Here is a 17,355-nt window from a genome sequence, read left to right as displayed (position 1 = left end):
GGCAACTCCCTCATTCCGGCACTTCGTGGAACGTGTCGTAATGGTCGATGGTGACGTAGATCAGCTGGTCGTTGGAGAACACCAGCCGCTTGGCGCCGCGCCGGCCGCAGTCGAAGTCCAGGTCGGCCTCGGTCCAGCGCCGGCCCTGGCGGGCGGGCAGCCGGCCCTCGCGGTTGCCGAACCGGTCCCCGCCGATCGAGAGGCCCTCGGCCACGTCGCACAGGTCGCGGCCCGGGCGCCAGCCCAGCTCCTCGGCCTCGCGCTTGGTGATCCAGCGGTCGGGCAGGCGGCCGTCCTCGCGGATCGTGGTGACCGCGTCGACGAATCCGTCCAGGTCGCGCAGGCCGAGTTCGCGCCCGAACGAGCGCAGCTCGGCCTCGTCGCCGAACGCCAGGGCCGGCAGGAGCCCGACCAGGACGACCAAGAGAATCTGCAGGGAGCGGCGCATCGGTATCCACCTGAAGGGGCGCCAGGGTAGACGGCCCCGGCCGGGCAAGCCAAGCCCCCGGGCTTGAAGAAAGAACGCCGCGCCTTCCGTCGGATCTTCCGATCCTGGGGATGACGCGGCGCCAAGGTGGTACGTGCGACAGCATTCACATGGGTCCAACGTCACCGAATTGCAACCTGCAAAAACAGACTTCAACCATTCTCAACGATCACAAACAGCGATAAAACCACACCAAACCCTGGGGAACTCGGCGCTGCATCCGCATGCGTCACCGAGGGCAGTTGCGCCTGGCGCTTGGCAAGGACTAACGGCTGTGGGGCAGGTAGTTTCCGAGGTTCCGGTATGCTCACCCAACCATTGTTGACGGTGCGCGAGGTGGCGGAGATGCTCAAACTGAAAGAGAGCACGATCCGCCAGATGATCATTTCCGGTAGACTCCGCGCGATCAAGTTCGGGCGGGAGTGGCGGGTCACCCGCGACGACCTGGAAGCCTGCCTCAATGCTCACGCGACCCGGCTGGCGTGAGGCAATTTCTGCCCAAGGATTGATCCGGACATCCAGTCCGGAGGCTGTGGGTCCAGGAAGCGGATCATGCTCCGGCAGGAATCGGGTCGCAGCCGTCGCTCCGCTGGCATGGTTCCATGCCGGCCCGTCACGATGAGGGGAGCGCGCGCCGGTCAGCCGTCCAGATGCCGGGCAAGAAACGCCAGCAGGTTCTCGTGGTGCCGGTTCTCGGTGTCGCTGTCCGGGATGTGGTCCTGGCCATCGTAGTAATGAACCTCCGGCTGGTGGCCATGCGCCCGCAGGCGCCGCTCCAGCCGCCGGGTCATCTCCACCGACCAGACCCGGTCGGCCGTACCGTGGCTGAGGAACACAGGGCCCGAATAGCGCTCGATCTCGATCGGCGTGGTGGGCAGCAGGGCGTCGCTGCTGCCCTGCCAGGTCCAGGCCCGTGCGGCCGGGTCCCAGGGCTGCCAGCCCGGATCGCCGGCATCACGCCGCGCCGGACCGTCGAAGGCGCCGCAGACCACGTCCGGCGGGCTGTGCGCGGCCACCGCGTCCGGCAGGCTGTCCAGCCCGTCCCTCGCCATCAGGGCGGACAGCAGCAAGGCGTGCTCGGCGCCGCGCGAGGCGCCGTAGAGCGCAAGGCGGCCGGAACAGGCCGGAAAGGCGCGCAGGGCTTCCATCGCCCGGATGGTGCGCTCCAACGGCACCTCGCGGATGCTGCCGGCGTTCCAGGCGTTGCCGCCGATCGAATAGCCGAACGGGAAGGCCAGGAAGCCGTGGGCCGCCAGGATCGCCGCGTTGCGGTGGCTCCAGCCCGACCAGGCGCCCTCGGAGCCGTGCAGCACCAGGACGGTCGGGAACGGCCCGTCGCCGGGCGGGCCGTAGCTGGTGCCGAACTGCGGCACCAGGCGGCGGACGATCGCAAGCGTCATTGCGGCGGCGGCTCTTTTCCGTTCAGGCGGGCGAGATCCCCCGGCCGATCGTAATCGCGTCCGGGCGCCCGGGCAGAGCCAGGCTGCTGGTGCGCGGGGCGGCGCGGGCGATCACCTTGCCGGCGCGCAGCACGTAGAGGCGCGGCGGCTTGATCCGTACCGCCTCCACCGGGTCGGCGGCGTCCAGCACCACGAGGTCGGCGCGGCAGCCGGGGGTGATGCCGTAGCCGTCCAGCTGCATCAGCTGGGCAGGAACGCTGGTCACCGCGTCGAAGGCGGAGCGGATCTGGTCCATCGAGGTCATCGGCACGGCATGGACGCCCATATGCGCCACTTCCAGCATGTCGCCGGAGCCCATCGAGTACCAGGGGTCCATGGCGCAGTCCTGGCCGAACGCCACCGGCACGCCCGCCGCCTGCAGTTCCGGCACCCGGGTCAGGCCGCGCCGGCGCGGGTAGGTGTCGTGGCGGCCCTGCAGGGTGATGTTGATGAGCGGGTTGCAGACCGCGTTCATGCCGCTCTCGGCGATCAGCGCCATCAGCTTGCTGGCGTAGTAGTTGTCCATGCTGTGCATGGAGGTCAGGTGCGAGCCGGTGGCGCGGCTTCCTAAGCCCAGGCGCTGCACCTCGTAGGCCAGCTGCTCGACATGGCGGGAGTGCGGGTCGTCGCTCTCGTCGCAATGCAGGTCGATCATCCGCCCGAGCTTGGCGGCCAGCTCGCACAGCTCGGTGACCGAGCGGCGGCCATCCTCCATGGTGCGCTCGAAATGCGGGATGCCGCCGACCACGTCGACCCCGATGTCCAGCGCCCGCATCAGGTTCTGCTTGGCGGTGGGGTAGCGGTAGAGGCCGTCCTGCGGGAAGGCGACCAGCTGCAGGGTCAGATAGGGCGCCACCCGGGCGCGCACCTCGATCAGCGCCTCGACCCCGGTCAGGCTGTCGTCGCACACGTCGACATGGGTGCGGATCGCGCCGATGCCTTGCGCCACCGCCATGTCGCAATAGCGCAGCGCCCGCTCGATCACCGCCTCCTGGGTGAGCAGCGGCTTGAGTTCCGCCCAGAGCGCGATGCCCTCCAGCAGGGTGCCGGAGCGGTTCAGGCGCGGCGTGCCCAGCGACAGGGTCGCGTCCATGTGGAAATGGCAGTCGACGAAGGGCGGGGTGACCAGCCGCCCGCCGGCGTCGATCTCCTCGTGGCCGGATGCCTCGATCGACGGCCCGACCGCCTGGATCAGCCCGTCGGAGATCAGGATGTCCATGCCCGTGTGGCCATCGGGCAGGGTGGCGTTGCGCACGATCATGTCGAGCTTCAAGGTGGGCTCACTCCGACGTCCAGGTTCGAGGCTGGCCGATCCTGCCAGACGATCAGGATGCCGGCCATGATGATGAGGGTGGCGCCGAACAGCATCCAGGCGGTCGGCACGTCGCCCCAGACCAGCCAGCCGGTCAGCATGGTCTGCGGGATCGACACGTACTTGAACGGGGCGGCAAAGCTCATCTCGCCGATCCGGAAGGCGCGGATGTAGCAGAGATAGGCGCCGACCACGAGGAAGGCCGCCAGCACCAGCAGGCCCGCGGTCGGCAGGTCCGGCCAGGCGAGGTTGCGCATCGCGGCCACGCCGCCGCCGGCGGTGATCATCACCAGCGTGGTGACCGTGATCGAATCGGTGGGGATGGACGGGTCGATCCGCCGGGTGATCAGGTCGCCCAGCGCCTGGAGCAGGGCTGCGCCCAGCGGCAGGACCACCCACCAGGAAGCCCTGGCGCCGAACGGGTCGGTGACGAACAGCATGCCGACAAAGCCCAGCAGCACCGCGCCGATCCGCGCCGGTCCCAGCCGCTCGCGCAGCACCAGCCCGCCCAGCGCCACCCCCCAGAGCGGCGAGGTGAACACCAGCGTGTTGGCCACCGCGATCGGCAGGTTGGCGACGCCGAACAGATAGGCGAACACCACGGCCACCTCGACCAGGCCGCGCAGCAGCACGACCGGCCGGGCCAGCGTGCGCCAGGACGGCTGCCAGCCGCCGAGCCTGGCCAGCGCCACCACCAGCACGATGCTGACCAGCCCGCGCAGGAACATGATTTCGGGAATGCTCATCCGCTCGGAGAGCAGCTTCACCGTGGTGTCGCCCAGCGCCCAGAAGGTGACGGCGCCGACCACGAAGCCGGCGGCGCGCAGGTTGTCGGCCCGGGCCGTCATCGGGTCGCTCCGATCCGCCCGGCCAGCCGGTGCTCGCGGTAGAAGATCAGGATCCCGGAGCCCACGATCAGGAGGGTGCCGGCCAGGGCGTAGCGGTCGGGCAGGTCGCCCCAGAGCAGGAAGCCCAGGATGCCGGCGGTGGGCAGCGACACGTAGCGGATCGGCGCCAGGAAGCTGATCTCGCCCAGTCGGCTGGCGCCGATATAGGCGAACAGCGCCACGCCGGAGATCACCGCCGAGCCGGCCAGCACGCCGGTCAGCGGCAGGTCCAAAGGCGGCCAGGGCAGGAACGGGATCGACAAGAAGCCGCTCAGCCCGGTCCCGACCGTGGTGGAGAGCGCCACCACCTTGGTGGAGATGCCGTGCTTGAGGCGGCGGGTGAGCAGGTCGCGCAGGGCGGCGATCAAGGCTGCCAGCAGCGGCAGCAGCATGGTCGGCTCGAACGCGGTCGAGCCCGGCCGGGTCGCGATCAGGATGCCGACAAAGCCCAGCACCACCGCCGTCCAGCGCCAGAACCGGACCCGCTCGCCCAGCACCAGCGCGCCCAGCGCCGTGGCGATCATCGGGGTGGTGAAGAACAGGGCGGTGACGGTGGCGATCGGCAGCAGCATCAGCGAGGTGAACATCACCCAGGACAAGGCCGCCTCGGACAAGGCGCGCAGGAGGTTGACCGGGTCCCGGAACTGCGAAAGCCGCCAGTCGCCGCGGATCGTGCGGAACAGGCCCAGGAAGATCACCACCATGAACATGCCGCGGATGGCCAGGATCATGCCGATCGGCACGCCGGAACCGGTCAGCACCTTCACCAGGGCGTCGTTCATGGTGAACACGATGGAGGCGAACGCCATCAGGGCGGCGGCGCGCAGATTGTCGGCGGCGGTGGACAGGACGGGCTCCTGCAAGGAACGCCTGGGCGTAGCCTGTCCCGGCGACGCACGGCAAGCACCGGTTGCAGCCCAGTTGCCGCGGATCTGACAGGCTTCGTTCAGGCTGGATCGGCTAGGATCGCCCGAAATCATGCCGAAGCTGCCGGCGACCCCCCGCCGCCGCATGGAGGAACCCGATGCGCAGAACCCTGGCCGCCCTCGTACTGGCCGGCTCGCTCGCCGCCTGCTCGAGCGGGCCCAGCTACAATCTCTACGCCGACAACCCGAAGGCGACCATGGGCACCGTGCTGGGCGGTGCGGGTGGCGGCCTCCTGGGAGCGGCCATCGGCAAGAACGCCAGCGGCGACCGCGGCTTCGTCTACACCGCCGTGGGCACCCTGCTGGGGGCGATGATCGGCAACTCGATCGGCACCTCCCTGGACAGCGCCGACCAGCAATATGCCGGCTACGCCACCAACAACGCCCTGGAATACAACCGCTCCGGCACGCCAGCCTCCTGGACCAACCCGGACAGCGGCAATTACGGCTACACCACGCCGGTGCGCACCTACCAGACGAACGGCCGCGACTGCCGGGACTTCGAGACGACCATCTATGTCGACGGCCGTCCGGAGACCGGCCGCGGCTCCGCCTGCCGGCAGGCGGACGGCACCTGGCGGATCATGGGCTGAAGCCCGTAGGGAGCGGTTGCCGGGTCGCCTAGCGAACTCCGGCGCGTGCGCCGGCGGCGCTGGTCAGGCCCTGCGCCGCCAGCGCGCGCAGGTCGTGGCAGTGCGCCGCCAGGTTCGGCGCCGCCTGCACCGCCTGCCTCAGCGGCGTGTCGATCTCGTAGAAATAGATGTTGGCGAGAAATCCGTGCACGGTCGCGTCCAGGCCGTGGACATCCTGGCCGAACATGAACGGCCCGTCGCCCAGGAGCCCCGCCAGCGCCTCCAGGTCGCGCAGGCCCCGCTCATAGGCCGCCTCCGGCTCGAAGCGGCCGATGCCCTGGTGGTGGTAGCGCTGGAAGTTGTAGCTGCGCGCTCCTTCCAGGAGCGCCGCCTCGACCTGCGGATGGTAGGCGAGGAACGCGTCGCGGAAGGCCGGCCAGAACCGGTCGTCGCGCCAGCGGGAATAGGACATCACCCAGTAGAGATCGTCCAGCATCCGGCGGACCAGGAGGTCGGTGCGGCGCTGCTCCGGGGTGAGGCCGCGGTCGATCGCCAGGTCGAATTTCCGGGTCAGGTGGGCGATGATCGCGTCGCTGTCGCCGACCACCACCCCGTCATCGTCCAGGAAGGGCAGCTGCCCGCGCGGTGCGGTGCTGGCGTCGAGGATATGCTCGTGCCGGAACGGCAGGCGGCAGAGCTTGAGGAAGGTCGCGACCTTGAGGCCATAGGGGTTGTTGTCCGACAGGCCGAACAGGCCGGGATAGGAGAACAGCGTCAGCGCCATCGAAAAGCCTCCCGCTCCCATGTTCCTGCCGGGACGGGAGCAGCCGACCATCCGCCGGTCCGGGCGGGCCGGTCAAGGGGGCGGCGAGGCGTCCGCCGGGCGTGGCGTTCATCCCGCTATCCAGGCGTGCGCATCGTATCGTCATCAACCTGTAGTTGAACTGTGGCCGTCCGGACGCTAGCCAGGATCAGGACCCAGCGCTTCTTGGGAGACGGGCATGAGCCACACCCGCCTTTGCATCGTCGCGGACGTCCATTGCGGACCGGATTCGCCCACCAAGAAGGGCGGGCAGGCGGTGGACCTGCTGCGCCACGTGATCGACTTCGCCAGGGTCACCCAGCCGGACGTGCTGCTGGACCTGGGCGACCGCATCAGCGACGTCGACCTCTCCACCGACCGGCGCAACCTGGTGGAGGTCGCCGCTAGGCTCGGCTCCCTGCGCTGCCACCGCATCCATCTGCTGGGCAACCACGATGTCGGCCATCTGAGCCCGGCCGACAATGCCGAGATCCTCGCCAGCCCGGTGCACAGCCGCGTGGTCGAGCTCGACCCGTGCCGGATCGTGGTCTGGCAGCCGGACATGACCGTGCGCGCCGGCGGGTTCGCGGCCCGGACCGCCAGCCTGCCCTGGCTGGCGGCGGCCCTGACGGAATCGGACAAGCCGGCGGTGGTCGTCTCGCACGTGCCGGTGTCCGGCCAGGCGATGACCGGCAACTACTACTTCGAGAACAATCCCGGCTTCGCCACCCTGCCGGACCATGCCGAGATCCGCCGGGTTGCCCTGGCCAGCGGCAGGGTGGCGCTCTGGCTGTCCGGCCATGTCCACTGGAACAGCGTCACCATGGTCGGCGGCATCCCCTTCGTCACGATCCAGTCGCTCACCGAGAGCTTCACCACCCCGCCCGGTCCCAGTGGCTGCTTTGCCGACCTGCAGATCAAAGACGGGATGTTCGAGCTGGCGGTGCGCGGCCGCGATCCCTTCCACCTGCGCCTGCCGTTCCGCGCGTCGGGCCAGCATCCTTGGCTGGCGCCCTACGCCCCGCCGCCGCGCCAGGCGATGCTGCACCGGGAGCCGGCCATGGCCGGATGAGCTTGCGGCTGCCGCCCGCGGGTCGCGGTCAGTTCAGGCTGACGACCTCGCGGAACACTTTCAGCATGATGTTGACCTTGGCGCTGGGCGTGTCCTTCAGCTGGAGGATCAGGGGGTCGAATCCCGCCTGGGCGAGATCGGAGCTGCGCAGCCACCCCATCGACCACTCCGGGAAGATCCGCTCGTCGACCGGGCTGCGATCGAGCACCATCAGGTCGCCATGGCGGGAATCCGCGTTGATCGTGCCGAGCAACTCCTCGACCAGTCCGGGAGGACCTTCGAGGATCTGGATGAACTGGTGGTCGTGGAAGGCAAGCGCGCCGGTGATGCCCCGCCGGGCATTGTTGTGCCGGGAGACCTCCAGGATCGAGACGAGGTCCTGTTCAACGAGGTCCTGGTCCGCAGCAGAAGTGTAGATGGTGCGTAGAACCTGCTCGGTCATGATCGCTTCTGCTGGACGATAGAATCGGAAATCTGCCTGATGAGGAACTGGACCGCGGCAGCACCGCCAGCAATGGCCATGCCCCCGGACAGGCGATTCGTCGCATCGGCCAGGTGCGAATGGCGCTAGGCGTCCTTGAACCCTTCCAGCACGCCCACCGCGTTCACCCCGATCTCCTCCACCGCGTAGCCGCCCTCCATGACGAACTGGGTGGGCAGCCCGAGCTGGCGGAGGCGCTGGCCGATCAGGGGGAAGTGCGCCGTCTCCAGGCGGAACTGCGAGATCGGGTCCTGCTTGAACGTGTCGACGCCTAAGGAAACCACCAGCGCGTCCGGCGCAAAGGCCGCCACCCGGCGGCAGCCTTCCTCCAGCGCCTCGCTCCAGGGCTCCCACCCGGCGCCCCAGCGCAGCGGCAGGTTGAGGTTGAAGCCTTCGCCCTCGCCAGCACCGGTCTCGTCGGCATGGCCCAGGAAGTAGGGGAACTCCTGCTTCGGGTCGGCGTGGATGTTGACCACCAGCATGTCGGCGCGGTCGTAGAAGATTTCCTGGGTGCCGTTGCCGTGATGGTAGTCGACATCCAGGATCGCCACCCGGGCGGCACCCTGGTCGCGCAGGTGCTGGGCGGCGATCGCGGCATTGTTGAAGTAGCAGTAGCCGCCGAAGAAATCGCTGCCGGCATGGTGGCCGGGCGGGCGGCAAAGCGAGAAGATCGCCTGCTCGCTGCCGTTCGCGATGGCGGCGGCACCGGTCAGGGCGACGTTGGCGGAGGCGCGGATCGCGGTCCAGGTGCCGGCGGTGATCGGGGTGCCGGCGTCGATCGCGTAGTAGCCGAGCCTGCCGTCGATCGCCTCGGGCAGGACCCGGCGCAGGCCGGGCGTCGGCCAGACCAGCGGCAGGGCGTCGTACTCGCCATGCACGGCGGTCCACTCGCTCCAGGCGCTCTCCAGGAAGGCCACGTAGTCCGGCCGGTGCACCCGGCGGATCGGGCCCAGGCCGAACTCGGCCGGCGGCTCGATCGGCCCGAGATCCACCGCCTCGACCCGGGCGCGGATCAGGTGGGCGCGCTCCGGCTTCTCGAAGCAGGGCTGCAGCTTGCCGTCGATCAGTTCCGAGTTGCCGTGGTGGCGCGCGTGATCGGGGCTGTAGATGGTCCTCATCCGCCGATCTCCACTTCCTCGAACGCGACATGCTCGTCGGACCAGGGGCCGGGCCAGACCTCGAAGCCCTCCCGGCGGCGCCGGCGGATCTCGGCCACCGGCAGGTCGCGGGCGATCAGCACGTCGCCGCCCTGGTCGCGCGGCTCCAGCCAGCCGAACACGCCGGTATCGCCGAACATGGCCTCGCAGGGGCCGAACACGGCAGCGCCGCTATAGTTGGTGCGCGGCACCTCCAGGGGCACCGTGCCGACGCAGCCGACCACGCCGACCAGGGCGCCCAGCTCGATCCCGCGCGCCTTGGCGCAGCCGAACACCCGGTGGTAGCCGGAGCGCTTGGCGGTGTTGGAGGGCACCAACAACAGGTCGATGTCGGCCTTGGCCAGCCTTGCCGCCACCGCGGGCAGCTCCACGTCCAGGCAGATCAGGATCGCGATGCGCAGGCCGCGCCAGCGCACCACCTTGACCACCGAGCCGGTGAACAGCGCCCAGTCGGCCGGGTCCTTCTCCGAGGGCACCAGGCAGAGCTTGTCCTGGGTGTGCAGGGTCCCGTCCGGGAAGATCATGTGCGCGCGGTTGACCATGCCCGAGCCGCTCAACGGGCGGGCCGACCAGGTGCCGGCCAGGAGCGCCACGTCGTGCTTGGCCGGCAAATGGCGGACGCGGGCGAGCAGGGCGGCCCCGGTCTCGGCCATGAAGCCGGGCTCGGCCATCGGTGCCGGCGGGTTCTCCGCCCAGCACAGGGTCTGCTCGACGTTCCACTCCGGCAGCACCAGGATCGAGGCGCCGGCCTGGGCGACTTCCGCCATCTTCCGGTCGATCCGATCCGCCAGGGCGTCGAGATCGGCCGGCAGGTCGCTCGCGTCATAGGCCCAAAGGGCCAGGCCGATCCGTTCCAAATTGCTCTCCCGCCAGCTGGACGACGGCGCCCGCTATAGCTGGCCGGCGAGCACGACAAAAGCACCCGCGAGGGGGTGGGGCGTCCTGCCGTTCGGGACGCCCGTCGGGTCGAGGCGGCTTTTGCGGATCAGCTTCTGGCACCGATCGTGGCGACCTTGTCCGGCAGCGCGCCGCAGCTCCGGATCGCGCAGGTCCGCGCTGGCCCGGGCCAGCCGAACAGCGTGTTGCTGGCCAGGGCATAGACCCGCCCATCCGCGCCGATCGCCGGCGAGGAGAGGCCGCCGCCCACCCAGCTGACCCGGCCCAGCGGGACCAGGCTGGCCGCATCCAGGGTATGGAAGCCGCCGGCGGTGGAAACGAACAGGTGGTTGCGGGACACCGCGGCCGGCGCGATCGTGGCGCTTTTCAGCAAAACCGACGCCGCCACCGCCGCGTTCTGCACGACCGACACCTTGCCGGAACGGTCCACGGCGACGATCCGGCCGTCGGCGGTGCGCGCGGGCGTGCCGTAGATGCCGAATCCGGGCAGGTCGAGGGCGGGCCAGGCCTGGCCGTTCGGGCCGGCAAAGGTCAGCCTGGAGCCATAGCTTCCGCTCACCGCGGTGCCGGTGACGGAATGCCCGTCGGGAAGCACCATCGGCGTGGTCGCGTAGCTGCTCGCGTTGGTCTTGCGGAACAGTTCCAGGAAGCCCTGGCCCGGCGCATAGACATGGCCGATCGTCGCCTGCCAGGGATCGTTGACGATGATCCAGGGCGTGCCGCCGCCGGCGAAGGTGAAGATCGCGAGCCCGGCCATCGGCGCGGTCGTGTCGGCCGGCAGGAGGTCGGCCGGGTCGCCCGGCGAGGCGCTGATGGAGAAGCCGGGAACCAGATAGCAGAAGGTCAGGATGCAGCCGACATCGCTCCAGAACTCTCCGGCGCCGCCGGTGACGGTGTAGGCATGGTGGGTGACCAGGTGGTCGTTCAGCAGCGCGCCCTGCAGCGAGAAGGCCAAAAGGCGCAGCTGCACCCCGCCGATCGCCTTGTAGGTCACCGGGATCATCACCGCGGCGTCGCTGCCGCGGCGCCAGATGTTGGGCGAGGCGCTGGTCGCACCCCGGCTGCCCTGCTGGCTGGCGCCCAGGAAGCGCTCCGGGAACGGCCGCACCCATAAAAGGCCGCCGCCCGGCACGAAGCGGTAGAGGGTCGAATCGGAACGCCTCACCGCCGGGCTCACCCGATGGTCCCGGTAGGTCCTGGACCCGACCACGTAGATCGAGCCGTCGGTGTCGACCACCGGCGAGGCCAGGATCGCCTCGCCATGGTTGAGCTTGCGCATCCAGGCGAGGCTGCCGTCCGGGCGCAGCGCCCGCAGCTCGCCCTGCTGGTTGCCTAAGTACACCGTGCCGTCCGGGCCGAGCACCGGCCCGGCGCCCGGCGCATAGGTGCCGATGTCGGGCACCAGCACGCTCGGCCGCAGCGCCGGCTTGGTGACCACGTCGGCAAAGCCGCTGTTGGTCGCATCCCCATGGCCGTGGTCCCAGGTGCCGGCCTGGGCCGGGATCGCCAGGATCAGCGCAAGGGACGCCGAACGCAGCGTCCGCGTCGCCCGGGTCGCGCAATGCCGGGCGATCTCAGCACATCGAACATGGATGGCCATGACACCTGCTCCTGGCCGGGCCGGTGACGGACGGGCTGTCGCATCATCGCGGGGATCGGCTTGCAGGATTTCTGGATGGCATGGCGCCGGCGGGGTTCGGGTGATCGGGATCACCCCTGCGGCGCTAGCCGTCCTCGTCCGGCTCGGGCGGCCCGTCCAGGGCCTGGCGCGCGACGTCGGCGGGAAAGCCCTGGCGCATCAGCCGGGCCAGGTCGGCGCGGTGGTGCTCCGCCCGGGCTTCCTCCGGGCGGCGCCAGCCCAGCCGCCGCTTGCGCACGAAGGCGGCAGCCGCGGTGGCCTCGGGATCCTCGATCTCCTCGGCCACCGCCTCGAACGCCCTTTCCACGGTCTCGCGGTCGACGCCCTGGCGCGCCATGCGGTGGCGGATGCCCAGCCGGGAAACGCCGCGGCCGACCAGGCTGCGCTGGCGGCCGCGGGCGAACGCGGCGTCGTCCACATAGCCGAGCTCGGCCAGCCGCTCGATCGCGGCGTCCACCGGGCGCTCGTCGATCTCGCCCGGCAGGGCATCCGGCTCCGGCGGGCGCAGCTTCATGAGCTTGCGCAAAAGGACCCGGCGCACCGAGGCGCGGCTGGCCGAGATCCGGGCCAGGTAGCGCAGCCCGGCGGTGAACAGCTCCCGGACGAGCTTGGCCTCGTCCGGGTCGGTCGCGGGATCGCTCACTTCTTCAGGCGCGTGAACACCCTGTTGCGCAGGTCGCGGGTCTTTTCCGAGCACTCGCGCGCGGGCTTGAGCCGGTCGGCATACTCGTCCGGCATCACCACCGCCGGGTCGTCGCTGAGCGCCTCGTCCATGTGCTCGGCGGAACCCTCGATCGCGTTGTTGTAGCCGGTATAGTTGGAAGCCTGCGCGATGTTCTCCGGCTTCATCACCCAGGCCAGGAACTTCTTCGCCCCTTCCTTGTTGGTGGCCGACTTCGGGATCACGAAATTGTCCTGCCACATCGTGATGCCCTCCTTGGGGTACACGTAGACGGCGGTGGGCAGCTTCTCCTTGGTGCGGTGGGCAGCACCGTTCCACTGCTGGTGCATGATCACCTCCTTGGCGATCATCCGCTCGATGGTGCCGTCCGACTGGTACATGGCCAGCATCGGCTTCTGCTTCTCCAGCACCTCCAGGATCGCCTTGGCGTCGTCGGCGGATTCGCTGCACACGTCCAGGCCCAGGGAGTAGGCGGCCGCGTTCCAGAGCTCGACCTCGTCGTTGAGCGCCGCCACCTGGCCGCGCAGCTCCTCCGGCGGCTCGAAGAACGACTTCCAGCTCTCCTCCAGCTGGCCGCCCGGCACCCTGGCGCTGTCATAGCTGAAGCCGGTGGTGCCCCACATGTAGGGCACGCTGTACTTGCGGCCGGGATCGAACCAGGGATCGGCGAAGGCCTCCTGGATGTTGGAGAAGCCTTCCAGCGTGGAGGCGTCGAACGGCTCCAGCAGGTCGGCCTCGACCATGGTGGGCACCATGTAGTCGGTGGGTACCACGATGTCGTAGCCGGCCGCCCCGGCCTGGAGCTTGGCCAGGAGGGTCTCGTTGGAATCGTACACGTCCAGCACCACGGTGGTGCCGGTCTCCTCCTCGAACTTCTTCAACAGTTCGGGCGGGAAATAGTTGGTCCAGTTGTAGAAGTTGACCGTATCCGCCCGGGCGGCACCGGTGGCGCCCCCGATCACGCAGGTCGCGACCGCGGTGGCCGTCACGATCTTTCCAAGCACAAGCTTCTTCATTTGGCGGGGCTCCCTCCCAGGGGCGCTGGTCTTGGTCCAAGGAGCGCGATCTTGGCGGGGGATGCGGTGGGAAGGAAGCGGGTTCCTGGCCGATGCCGGTTCCAACCGGCGCCGGCATTGGCTAGCGTCGCCCGCGAGCAATGAGGGGAAAGCCATGAGTCTGTCCGGCCTGTTCGGCCGTGCTGTCGCGATGATCGGCGCCGGCACGATCCTGCTGCGGCACCGCAACGATCCGGCCTACCCGCAGGCGACCGGCAGCGAGCCGGCCATCCCGGCGGCCAGGCCCCAGGGCAAGATCCCGACGCTCAAGATGCCCACCGCCCGCGGCTGGAAGGAGGGGCAGACGCCGGTGGCGGCGCCCGGCCTCAAGGTCAACGCGTTCGCCGCCGGGCTGAAGCACCCGCGCTGGATCCAGGTGCTGCCCAACGGCGACGTGCTCACCGCCGAGGCGCTGACCCTGCCCGACCCGGTCCGCTCGCCCTTCGACTACGCCATGGTCACCACCATGCAGCGCGCCGCGGCCACCGGCACCAGCCCGAACCGGATCACCCGGCTGCGCGATGCGGACGGCGACGGCGTGGCCGAGACCCGCAACGTGTTCCTGGACCAGCAGAGGCAGCCGTTCGGCATGGCGCTCTTGGGCGACACGTTCTACGTCGGCAACACCGACGGGCTGGTGGCCTTCCCCTACGAGGCCGGCGCCAGCAGGATCACCGCTCCCGGCCGCCGGCTGGCCGAGTTCAAGCCGGGCGGGCACTGGACCCGCAGCCTCCTGCCGAGCCCGGACGGATCGAAGCTCTATGTGGGCGTGGGCTCGCTCAGCAATATCGGCGACTACGGCATGGAGGCCGAGGAGGGCCGGGCCGCGATCTACGAGTTCGACGTGGCCAGCGGCTCCATCCGGATCTTCGCCTCGGGCCTGCGCAACCCGGTCGGCATGGCCTGGGAGCCTGGCACCGGCCAGCTCTGGACGGTGGTCAACGAGCGCGACGGGTTGGGCGACGAGACCCCGCCCGACTACCTGACCTCGGTGCAGGACGGCGGCTTCTACGGCTGGCCCTACTGCTACTGGGGACAGACGGTCGACGACCGGGTGCCGCAGGATCCGGCGCTGGTCGCCCGGGCGATCCGCCCGGACTACGCGCTGGGCGGCCACACCGCGTCGCTGGGCCTTTGCTGGCTGCCGGCCGGCACCCTGCCGGGCTTTCCCGAGGGCATGGCGATCGGCCAGCACGGCTCCTGGAACCGCAGCAAGCTCAGCGGCTACAAGGTCGCGTTCGTGCCGTTCAGGGACGGACGCCCGTCGGGGCCGCTGCGCGACATCCTGACCGGGTTCCTGGCCCCGGACGAGAAGGAGTCGTACGGCCGGCCGGTGGGAGTCACGATCGGCCCCGACGGCTCGCTGCTGGTGGCGGACGACGTGGGCGACGTGATCTGGCGGGTGACCGGCGCCGGATAGGGCGAGCGCACGCTGCCCGACGCGGCGCGGCGATAGTCCGAGGGGGTCACGCCGGTGTGGCGCTGGAAGGCGGCGGCGAAGGCCGAGGGCGTCTGGTAGCCGACCGCCAGGGCCACCTCGATGATGCGCGCCCGGCTGTTTGAGAGCAGCTGCCGGGCGCGGTCCATGCGCAGCCGGGTCAGCCATTCATGGGGCGTGCGTCCGGTCGCGTGGCGAAACGCGGTGCAGAAATGGGAGCGGCTCAACGAGGTGAGCTTCGCCAGCTCGTCCAGGCCGATATTCTGGTCCAGCCGCTCGGTCATGTGGGCGGTGACGCGCCGGACCTGCCAGGGCGGCAATCCCCGCTGCGGGGGCGGTGCTGCAAGCTGTTCCGCCGCGGAATGGGCACGCACCAGATGCAGGCAGAGCAGGTCCAGCGCCTGCTCCACGAACAGCCGCCCGGCCTGGCGGGAATTGGCCGCCTCGCGGCTGAGCGCGCGCAGGACATGGGCGCCCACCGGGTCCGGCTCGGCGATGCGGGGCACGATCTCCACCCGCCGGCCGCGGGTGAACGGCTCCGCGAACTCCTGGAGCCGGAGGTCGCTCAGCAGCACGTAGGAAAGCGGCGAGGGGACCTCGATGTCCCAATCGCCACCCCAGCCGGCTGGCAGGACGGTGATGGCGCCGGTCCGCCCGGTCCCCGCCAGGCGCAGCTTCCCGCAGCGCCAGGTCCGCGGCGAGGGCATGCCATAATAGGTGGCGATGCCATGGACCGGCAGGGCCGGGATGAACTGGTGCATCTCGCGATGCGGCCATCGCGTGGTGATCAGGGTGTCGCGGTCCGGCAGCTCGGCAATCGCCGGCAGCGGCCCCGCGACCACCCCGCTGCAGACCTCGAACGCCGCGCGCGGCAGGGAAGGCGCGCCGGACGGCCCGCCGGCCGGGAGGCAAGGATCGTCCAAGGGATCCACCTTTCACGTCGGACACGAAAGGCTGCGTACATTGGCTATTACGCCCGAAAACCGTGGCATGCGCCAGCCCCGCCAGGCGGGCGCGGATGGGGGGGTGAGGGCGCGCTATGGCGCCGCCCTCGGCGCCACCCGTTCCCAGAACGCGTTGAACACGGTGCTGTCGAAGAAGGCCGTGGCCTGCCGCACCTTGCCGTCCTGCATGGCGAGGAACCAGGCATAGGTGTTCGCATAGGGCTCCCCATCGCGGGCGGTGCCGCTGGCGTCGAACAGGACGATCACCGTGTCGCCCTCGGCATGGATCTGCCGGATCGTCGGCTTCAGGCCGACCCGCATGCGGGCGTTGAACGGCCGGATGACCTCGCGGAGGAAAGCCTCCCGGTCGGGGTAGGTTTTCGATACCGCCGCGTGGCCGGTGATGGTCCAGCTGGCATCCTCGGCCAGCAGCTCGTAGGGGCTGCCGGTCCCGGCATGCCAGGCGTCGAAGCTCGCCTGGACGATCGCCTTGTTGCGCTCCTCGACGCTGTCGCCCGACTGGGCCATGGCTGGTTCTCCTGCAAGGGTCGCGACCGCGAGGACGGTGAGGGTGGCGAAGGTCCGCATGGGCAGGTTCTCCCGTGGTCGGCGTTGTCACTCGTGAGCTAGGTGGATCGCGGGCTTCAGCAGGTCCGAGAAGCCGGTGCGCTTCAGCATCTCGTCGCGGATGCGGTCGATGACCGGAAAGGCCACCGCACCCCCGTCCTCGCCGGGATCGACATGGACGCGGAACGGCCGCTCGCCGAACGGCGCCTCGACCACGTAGGCAACCGCTCCCGCCACCTGGCCGGGGTCGGCATCCTCCGGCGCGATCCGGCCGATCGCGTTCCGGATCTGCCGGTCCATGCCGGCACAGGGCCCGTTCTCGTAGGCGGCAGCGCGGGCTTCATCGGCCGGGGCGCCGCCGGCGGCGTGCCGGTCGGGGCCGGAGGCGAACACGCCCGGGACGATGATCGAGGTCTCGATCCCGAAGCGCGCCAGCTCCCAGGCGTATTGCACCGCCAGCGCATCCAGGGCGGCCTTGGCCGCGAGATGCCCGGCAAGATAGGGCATGGTGCCGCCGGCCACGCTGCTGCACGACACCCAGACCAGCAGGCCCTGTTGCTGGCGGCGCATGTGCGGCAGGACCGCCCGGTTCACCCGCTGCACCGAGACCACGTTGACGTCGAACAGCCGGGCCAGTTGCTCCGGGGTGAAAGCCTCGGCCGGGCCGAACGCGCCATGCCCGGCGCTGTGCACCAGCACGTCGATCCGGCCATGCGCGGCGACGATGGCGGCGACGCCGGCATCCACCGATTCCTGCGCATGCACGTCGAGCTCGACCACGCGCAGGTCGACGCCCTGGCGCCTGGCGTACCGGCGCGCCTCGCGGGCCTGGCCGGCATTGCGGCCGGCGGTTTCGCGCATGCCCGCGTAGACGGTGTGCCCGCCCTGGGCCAGGGCGCTGGCGGACAGCCGGCCGAACCTGCCGGACGCGCCGGTGACGACGATGACCTTGCTGGGCATGACCATCTCCCCGCGGACCCGGCGGATCAGCGCCCGGC

At 70.1% G+C, this 17,355-nt stretch carries 18 protein-coding genes and 1 pseudogene; 4 read left to right on the top strand and 15 right to left on the bottom strand.

What is annotated here, in order from left to right; translation table 11 throughout:
- Nucleotides 1-10: 10 nt before the first annotated feature.
- Nucleotides 11-448, bottom strand: coding sequence for a ribonuclease domain-containing protein (locus GEMRO_RS27185; RefSeq protein ID WP_035484648.1), 438 nt, complete (start codon nucleotides 446-448; stop codon nucleotides 11-13).
- 342 nt (nucleotides 449-790) lie between these two features.
- Between GEMRO_RS27185 and GEMRO_RS0103010 the strand changes: the two genes are divergently transcribed.
- Nucleotides 791-973, top strand: a complete 183-nt coding sequence (locus GEMRO_RS0103010; RefSeq protein ID WP_027132838.1) for a helix-turn-helix domain-containing protein — start codon at nucleotides 791-793, stop codon at nucleotides 971-973.
- A 152-nt stretch (nucleotides 974-1,125) separates the two neighbouring features.
- Here GEMRO_RS0103010 and GEMRO_RS0103005 read toward each other — a convergent pair whose 3' ends face one another.
- The 4 genes from GEMRO_RS0103005 to GEMRO_RS0102990 are packed head-to-tail and all read right to left on the bottom strand — an operon-like array spanning nucleotide 1,126 to nucleotide 4,988.
- Nucleotides 1,126-1,887, bottom strand: coding sequence for an alpha/beta hydrolase family protein (locus tag GEMRO_RS0103005; protein ID WP_027132837.1), 762 nt, complete (start codon nucleotides 1,885-1,887; stop codon nucleotides 1,126-1,128).
- Nucleotides 1,888-1,909: 22 nt separating this feature from the next.
- Nucleotides 1,910-3,199, bottom strand: a complete 1,290-nt coding sequence (locus tag GEMRO_RS27180) for an amidohydrolase family protein (protein WP_051328619.1) — start codon at nucleotides 3,197-3,199, stop codon at nucleotides 1,910-1,912.
- Complete coding sequence (locus GEMRO_RS0102995) at nucleotides 3,196-4,086, bottom strand: DMT family transporter (RefSeq protein WP_027132836.1); 891 nt, start codon at nucleotides 4,084-4,086, stop codon at nucleotides 3,196-3,198. The genes GEMRO_RS27180 and GEMRO_RS0102995 overlap by 4 nt, the downstream gene beginning before the upstream one ends.
- Nucleotides 4,083-4,988, bottom strand: a complete 906-nt coding sequence (locus GEMRO_RS0102990) for a DMT family transporter (RefSeq protein ID WP_027132835.1) — start codon at nucleotides 4,986-4,988, stop codon at nucleotides 4,083-4,085. The genes GEMRO_RS0102995 and GEMRO_RS0102990 overlap by 4 nt, the downstream gene beginning before the upstream one ends.
- 161 nt (nucleotides 4,989-5,149) lie before the next feature.
- Between GEMRO_RS0102990 and GEMRO_RS0102985 the strand changes: the two genes are divergently transcribed.
- Complete coding sequence (locus tag GEMRO_RS0102985; protein ID WP_027132834.1) at nucleotides 5,150-5,644, top strand: RT0821/Lpp0805 family surface protein; 495 nt, start codon at nucleotides 5,150-5,152, stop codon at nucleotides 5,642-5,644.
- Between the two features lie 28 nt (nucleotides 5,645-5,672).
- Here the strand turns inward: GEMRO_RS0102985 and GEMRO_RS27175 are convergent, their stop codons facing one another.
- Nucleotides 5,673-6,407 carry a glutathione S-transferase family protein gene (locus GEMRO_RS27175; protein WP_051328618.1) on the bottom strand — a complete coding sequence of 245 codons (735 nt, stop codon included), beginning with the start codon at nucleotides 6,405-6,407 and terminating at the stop codon, nucleotides 5,673-5,675.
- A 217-nt stretch (nucleotides 6,408-6,624) separates the two neighbouring features.
- On the opposite strand from GEMRO_RS27175, the gene GEMRO_RS27170 reads away from it, so the two are divergent.
- A complete protein-coding gene (locus GEMRO_RS27170; protein ID WP_051328617.1) occupies nucleotides 6,625-7,497 on the top strand; it encodes a metallophosphoesterase family protein in 873 nt (290 codons plus the stop codon).
- Nucleotides 7,498-7,525: 28 nt separating this feature from the next.
- Here GEMRO_RS27170 and GEMRO_RS27165 read toward each other — a convergent pair whose 3' ends face one another.
- The 6 genes from GEMRO_RS27165 to GEMRO_RS0102945 all read right to left on the bottom strand — a co-directional run bounded on the left by GEMRO_RS27165 (nucleotide 7,526) and on the right by GEMRO_RS0102945 (nucleotide 13,369).
- Complete coding sequence (locus tag GEMRO_RS27165; RefSeq protein WP_035484646.1) at nucleotides 7,526-7,939, bottom strand: BLUF domain-containing protein; 414 nt, start codon at nucleotides 7,937-7,939, stop codon at nucleotides 7,526-7,528.
- 125 nt (nucleotides 7,940-8,064) lie between these two features.
- Nucleotides 8,065-9,096, bottom strand: a complete 1,032-nt coding sequence (locus GEMRO_RS0102965; RefSeq protein ID WP_027132833.1) for a histone deacetylase family protein — start codon at nucleotides 9,094-9,096, stop codon at nucleotides 8,065-8,067.
- Nucleotides 9,093-9,992 carry a nitrilase-related carbon-nitrogen hydrolase gene (locus GEMRO_RS0102960; RefSeq protein ID WP_027132832.1) on the bottom strand — a complete coding sequence of 300 codons (900 nt, stop codon included), beginning with the start codon at nucleotides 9,990-9,992 and terminating at the stop codon, nucleotides 9,093-9,095. Before GEMRO_RS0102960 ends, GEMRO_RS0102965 begins: the two co-directional genes overlap by 4 nt.
- Before the next feature lie 128 nt (nucleotides 9,993-10,120).
- Nucleotides 10,121-11,632, bottom strand: a complete 1,512-nt coding sequence (locus GEMRO_RS32275; protein WP_027132831.1) for a PQQ-like beta-propeller repeat protein — start codon at nucleotides 11,630-11,632, stop codon at nucleotides 10,121-10,123.
- Between the two features lie 124 nt (nucleotides 11,633-11,756).
- Nucleotides 11,757-12,314: a regulatory protein RecX gene (locus GEMRO_RS27155; protein WP_051328616.1), complete on the bottom strand. Its 558-nt coding sequence runs from the start codon at nucleotides 12,312-12,314 to the stop codon at nucleotides 11,757-11,759.
- The gene (locus tag GEMRO_RS0102945) at nucleotides 12,311-13,369 is read right to left on the bottom strand and encodes an extracellular solute-binding protein (RefSeq protein WP_051328615.1); all 1,059 of its coding nucleotides are present in this window, start codon (nucleotides 13,367-13,369) and stop codon (nucleotides 12,311-12,313) included. Before GEMRO_RS0102945 ends, GEMRO_RS27155 begins: the two co-directional genes overlap by 4 nt.
- A 154-nt stretch (nucleotides 13,370-13,523) precedes the next feature.
- Between GEMRO_RS0102945 and GEMRO_RS0102940 the strand changes: the two genes are divergently transcribed.
- Nucleotides 13,524-14,828 carry a PQQ-dependent sugar dehydrogenase gene (locus GEMRO_RS0102940; RefSeq protein ID WP_027132829.1) on the top strand — a complete coding sequence of 435 codons (1,305 nt, stop codon included), beginning with the start codon at nucleotides 13,524-13,526 and terminating at the stop codon, nucleotides 14,826-14,828.
- Between the two features lie 38 nt (nucleotides 14,829-14,866).
- On the opposite strand, the pseudogene GEMRO_RS35105 reads toward GEMRO_RS0102940, so the two are convergent.
- The 3 genes and pseudogenes from GEMRO_RS35105 to GEMRO_RS0102925 all read right to left on the bottom strand — a co-directional run.
- A pseudogene (locus GEMRO_RS35105) lies at nucleotides 14,867-15,130 on the bottom strand (helix-turn-helix domain-containing protein); the annotation flags it as partial.
- A 753-nt stretch (nucleotides 15,131-15,883) separates the two neighbouring features.
- Entirely contained in the window at nucleotides 15,884-16,378 is a 495-nt protein-coding gene (locus GEMRO_RS27150; protein ID WP_051328614.1) for a nuclear transport factor 2 family protein, read from the bottom strand.
- Between the two features lie 27 nt (nucleotides 16,379-16,405).
- Nucleotides 16,406-17,317 (bottom strand): SDR family NAD(P)-dependent oxidoreductase, encoded by a 912-nt coding sequence (locus GEMRO_RS0102925; RefSeq protein WP_027132827.1) that lies wholly within the window; start codon nucleotides 17,315-17,317, stop codon nucleotides 16,406-16,408.
- Between the last annotated feature and the right edge of the window lie 38 nt (nucleotides 17,318-17,355).

This window comes from Geminicoccus roseus DSM 18922, assembly GCF_000427665.1.
Lineage (GTDB): Bacteria > Pseudomonadota > Alphaproteobacteria > Geminicoccales > Geminicoccaceae > Geminicoccus > Geminicoccus roseus.
The sequence above is the reverse complement of the archived record's forward strand: the minus strand, read 5'-3'. Positions and strand labels throughout refer to the sequence as shown.

What these genes read in the sequence shown, in the direction of transcription:
- GEMRO_RS0102925 (WP_027132827.1), bottom strand. Translation starts at nt 17,317, where the DNA reads ATGCCCAGCAAGGTCATCGTCGTCACCGGCGCGTCCGGCAGGTTCGGC.
- GEMRO_RS0102985 (WP_027132834.1), top strand. Translation starts at nt 5,150, where the DNA reads ATGCGCAGAACCCTGGCCGCCCTCGTACTGGCCGGCTCGCTCGCCGCC.
- GEMRO_RS0103010 (WP_027132838.1), top strand. Translation starts at nt 791, where the DNA reads ATGCTCACCCAACCATTGTTGACGGTGCGCGAGGTGGCGGAGATGCTC.
- GEMRO_RS0102945 (WP_051328615.1), bottom strand. Translation starts at nt 13,369, where the DNA reads ATGAAGAAGCTTGTGCTTGGAAAGATCGTGACGGCCACCGCGGTCGCG.
- GEMRO_RS27185 (WP_035484648.1), bottom strand. Translation starts at nt 448, where the DNA reads ATGCGCCGCTCCCTGCAGATTCTCTTGGTCGTCCTGGTCGGGCTCCTG.
- GEMRO_RS27150 (WP_051328614.1), bottom strand. Translation starts at nt 16,378, where the DNA reads ATGCGGACCTTCGCCACCCTCACCGTCCTCGCGGTCGCGACCCTTGCA.
- GEMRO_RS0102965 (WP_027132833.1), bottom strand. Translation starts at nt 9,096, where the DNA reads ATGAGGACCATCTACAGCCCCGATCACGCGCGCCACCACGGCAACTCG.
- GEMRO_RS27165 (WP_035484646.1), bottom strand. Translation starts at nt 7,939, where the DNA reads ATGACCGAGCAGGTTCTACGCACCATCTACACTTCTGCTGCGGACCAG.
- GEMRO_RS32275 (WP_027132831.1), bottom strand. Translation starts at nt 11,632, where the DNA reads ATGGCCATCCATGTTCGATGTGCTGAGATCGCCCGGCATTGCGCGACC.
- GEMRO_RS0103005 (WP_027132837.1), bottom strand. Translation starts at nt 1,887, where the DNA reads ATGACGCTTGCGATCGTCCGCCGCCTGGTGCCGCAGTTCGGCACCAGC.
- GEMRO_RS0102995 (WP_027132836.1), bottom strand. Translation starts at nt 4,086, where the DNA reads ATGACGGCCCGGGCCGACAACCTGCGCGCCGCCGGCTTCGTGGTCGGC.
- GEMRO_RS27170 (WP_051328617.1), top strand. Translation starts at nt 6,625, where the DNA reads ATGAGCCACACCCGCCTTTGCATCGTCGCGGACGTCCATTGCGGACCG.
- GEMRO_RS27175 (WP_051328618.1), bottom strand. Translation starts at nt 6,407, where the DNA reads ATGGCGCTGACGCTGTTCTCCTATCCCGGCCTGTTCGGCCTGTCGGAC.
- GEMRO_RS0102940 (WP_027132829.1), top strand. Translation starts at nt 13,524, where the DNA reads ATGAGTCTGTCCGGCCTGTTCGGCCGTGCTGTCGCGATGATCGGCGCC.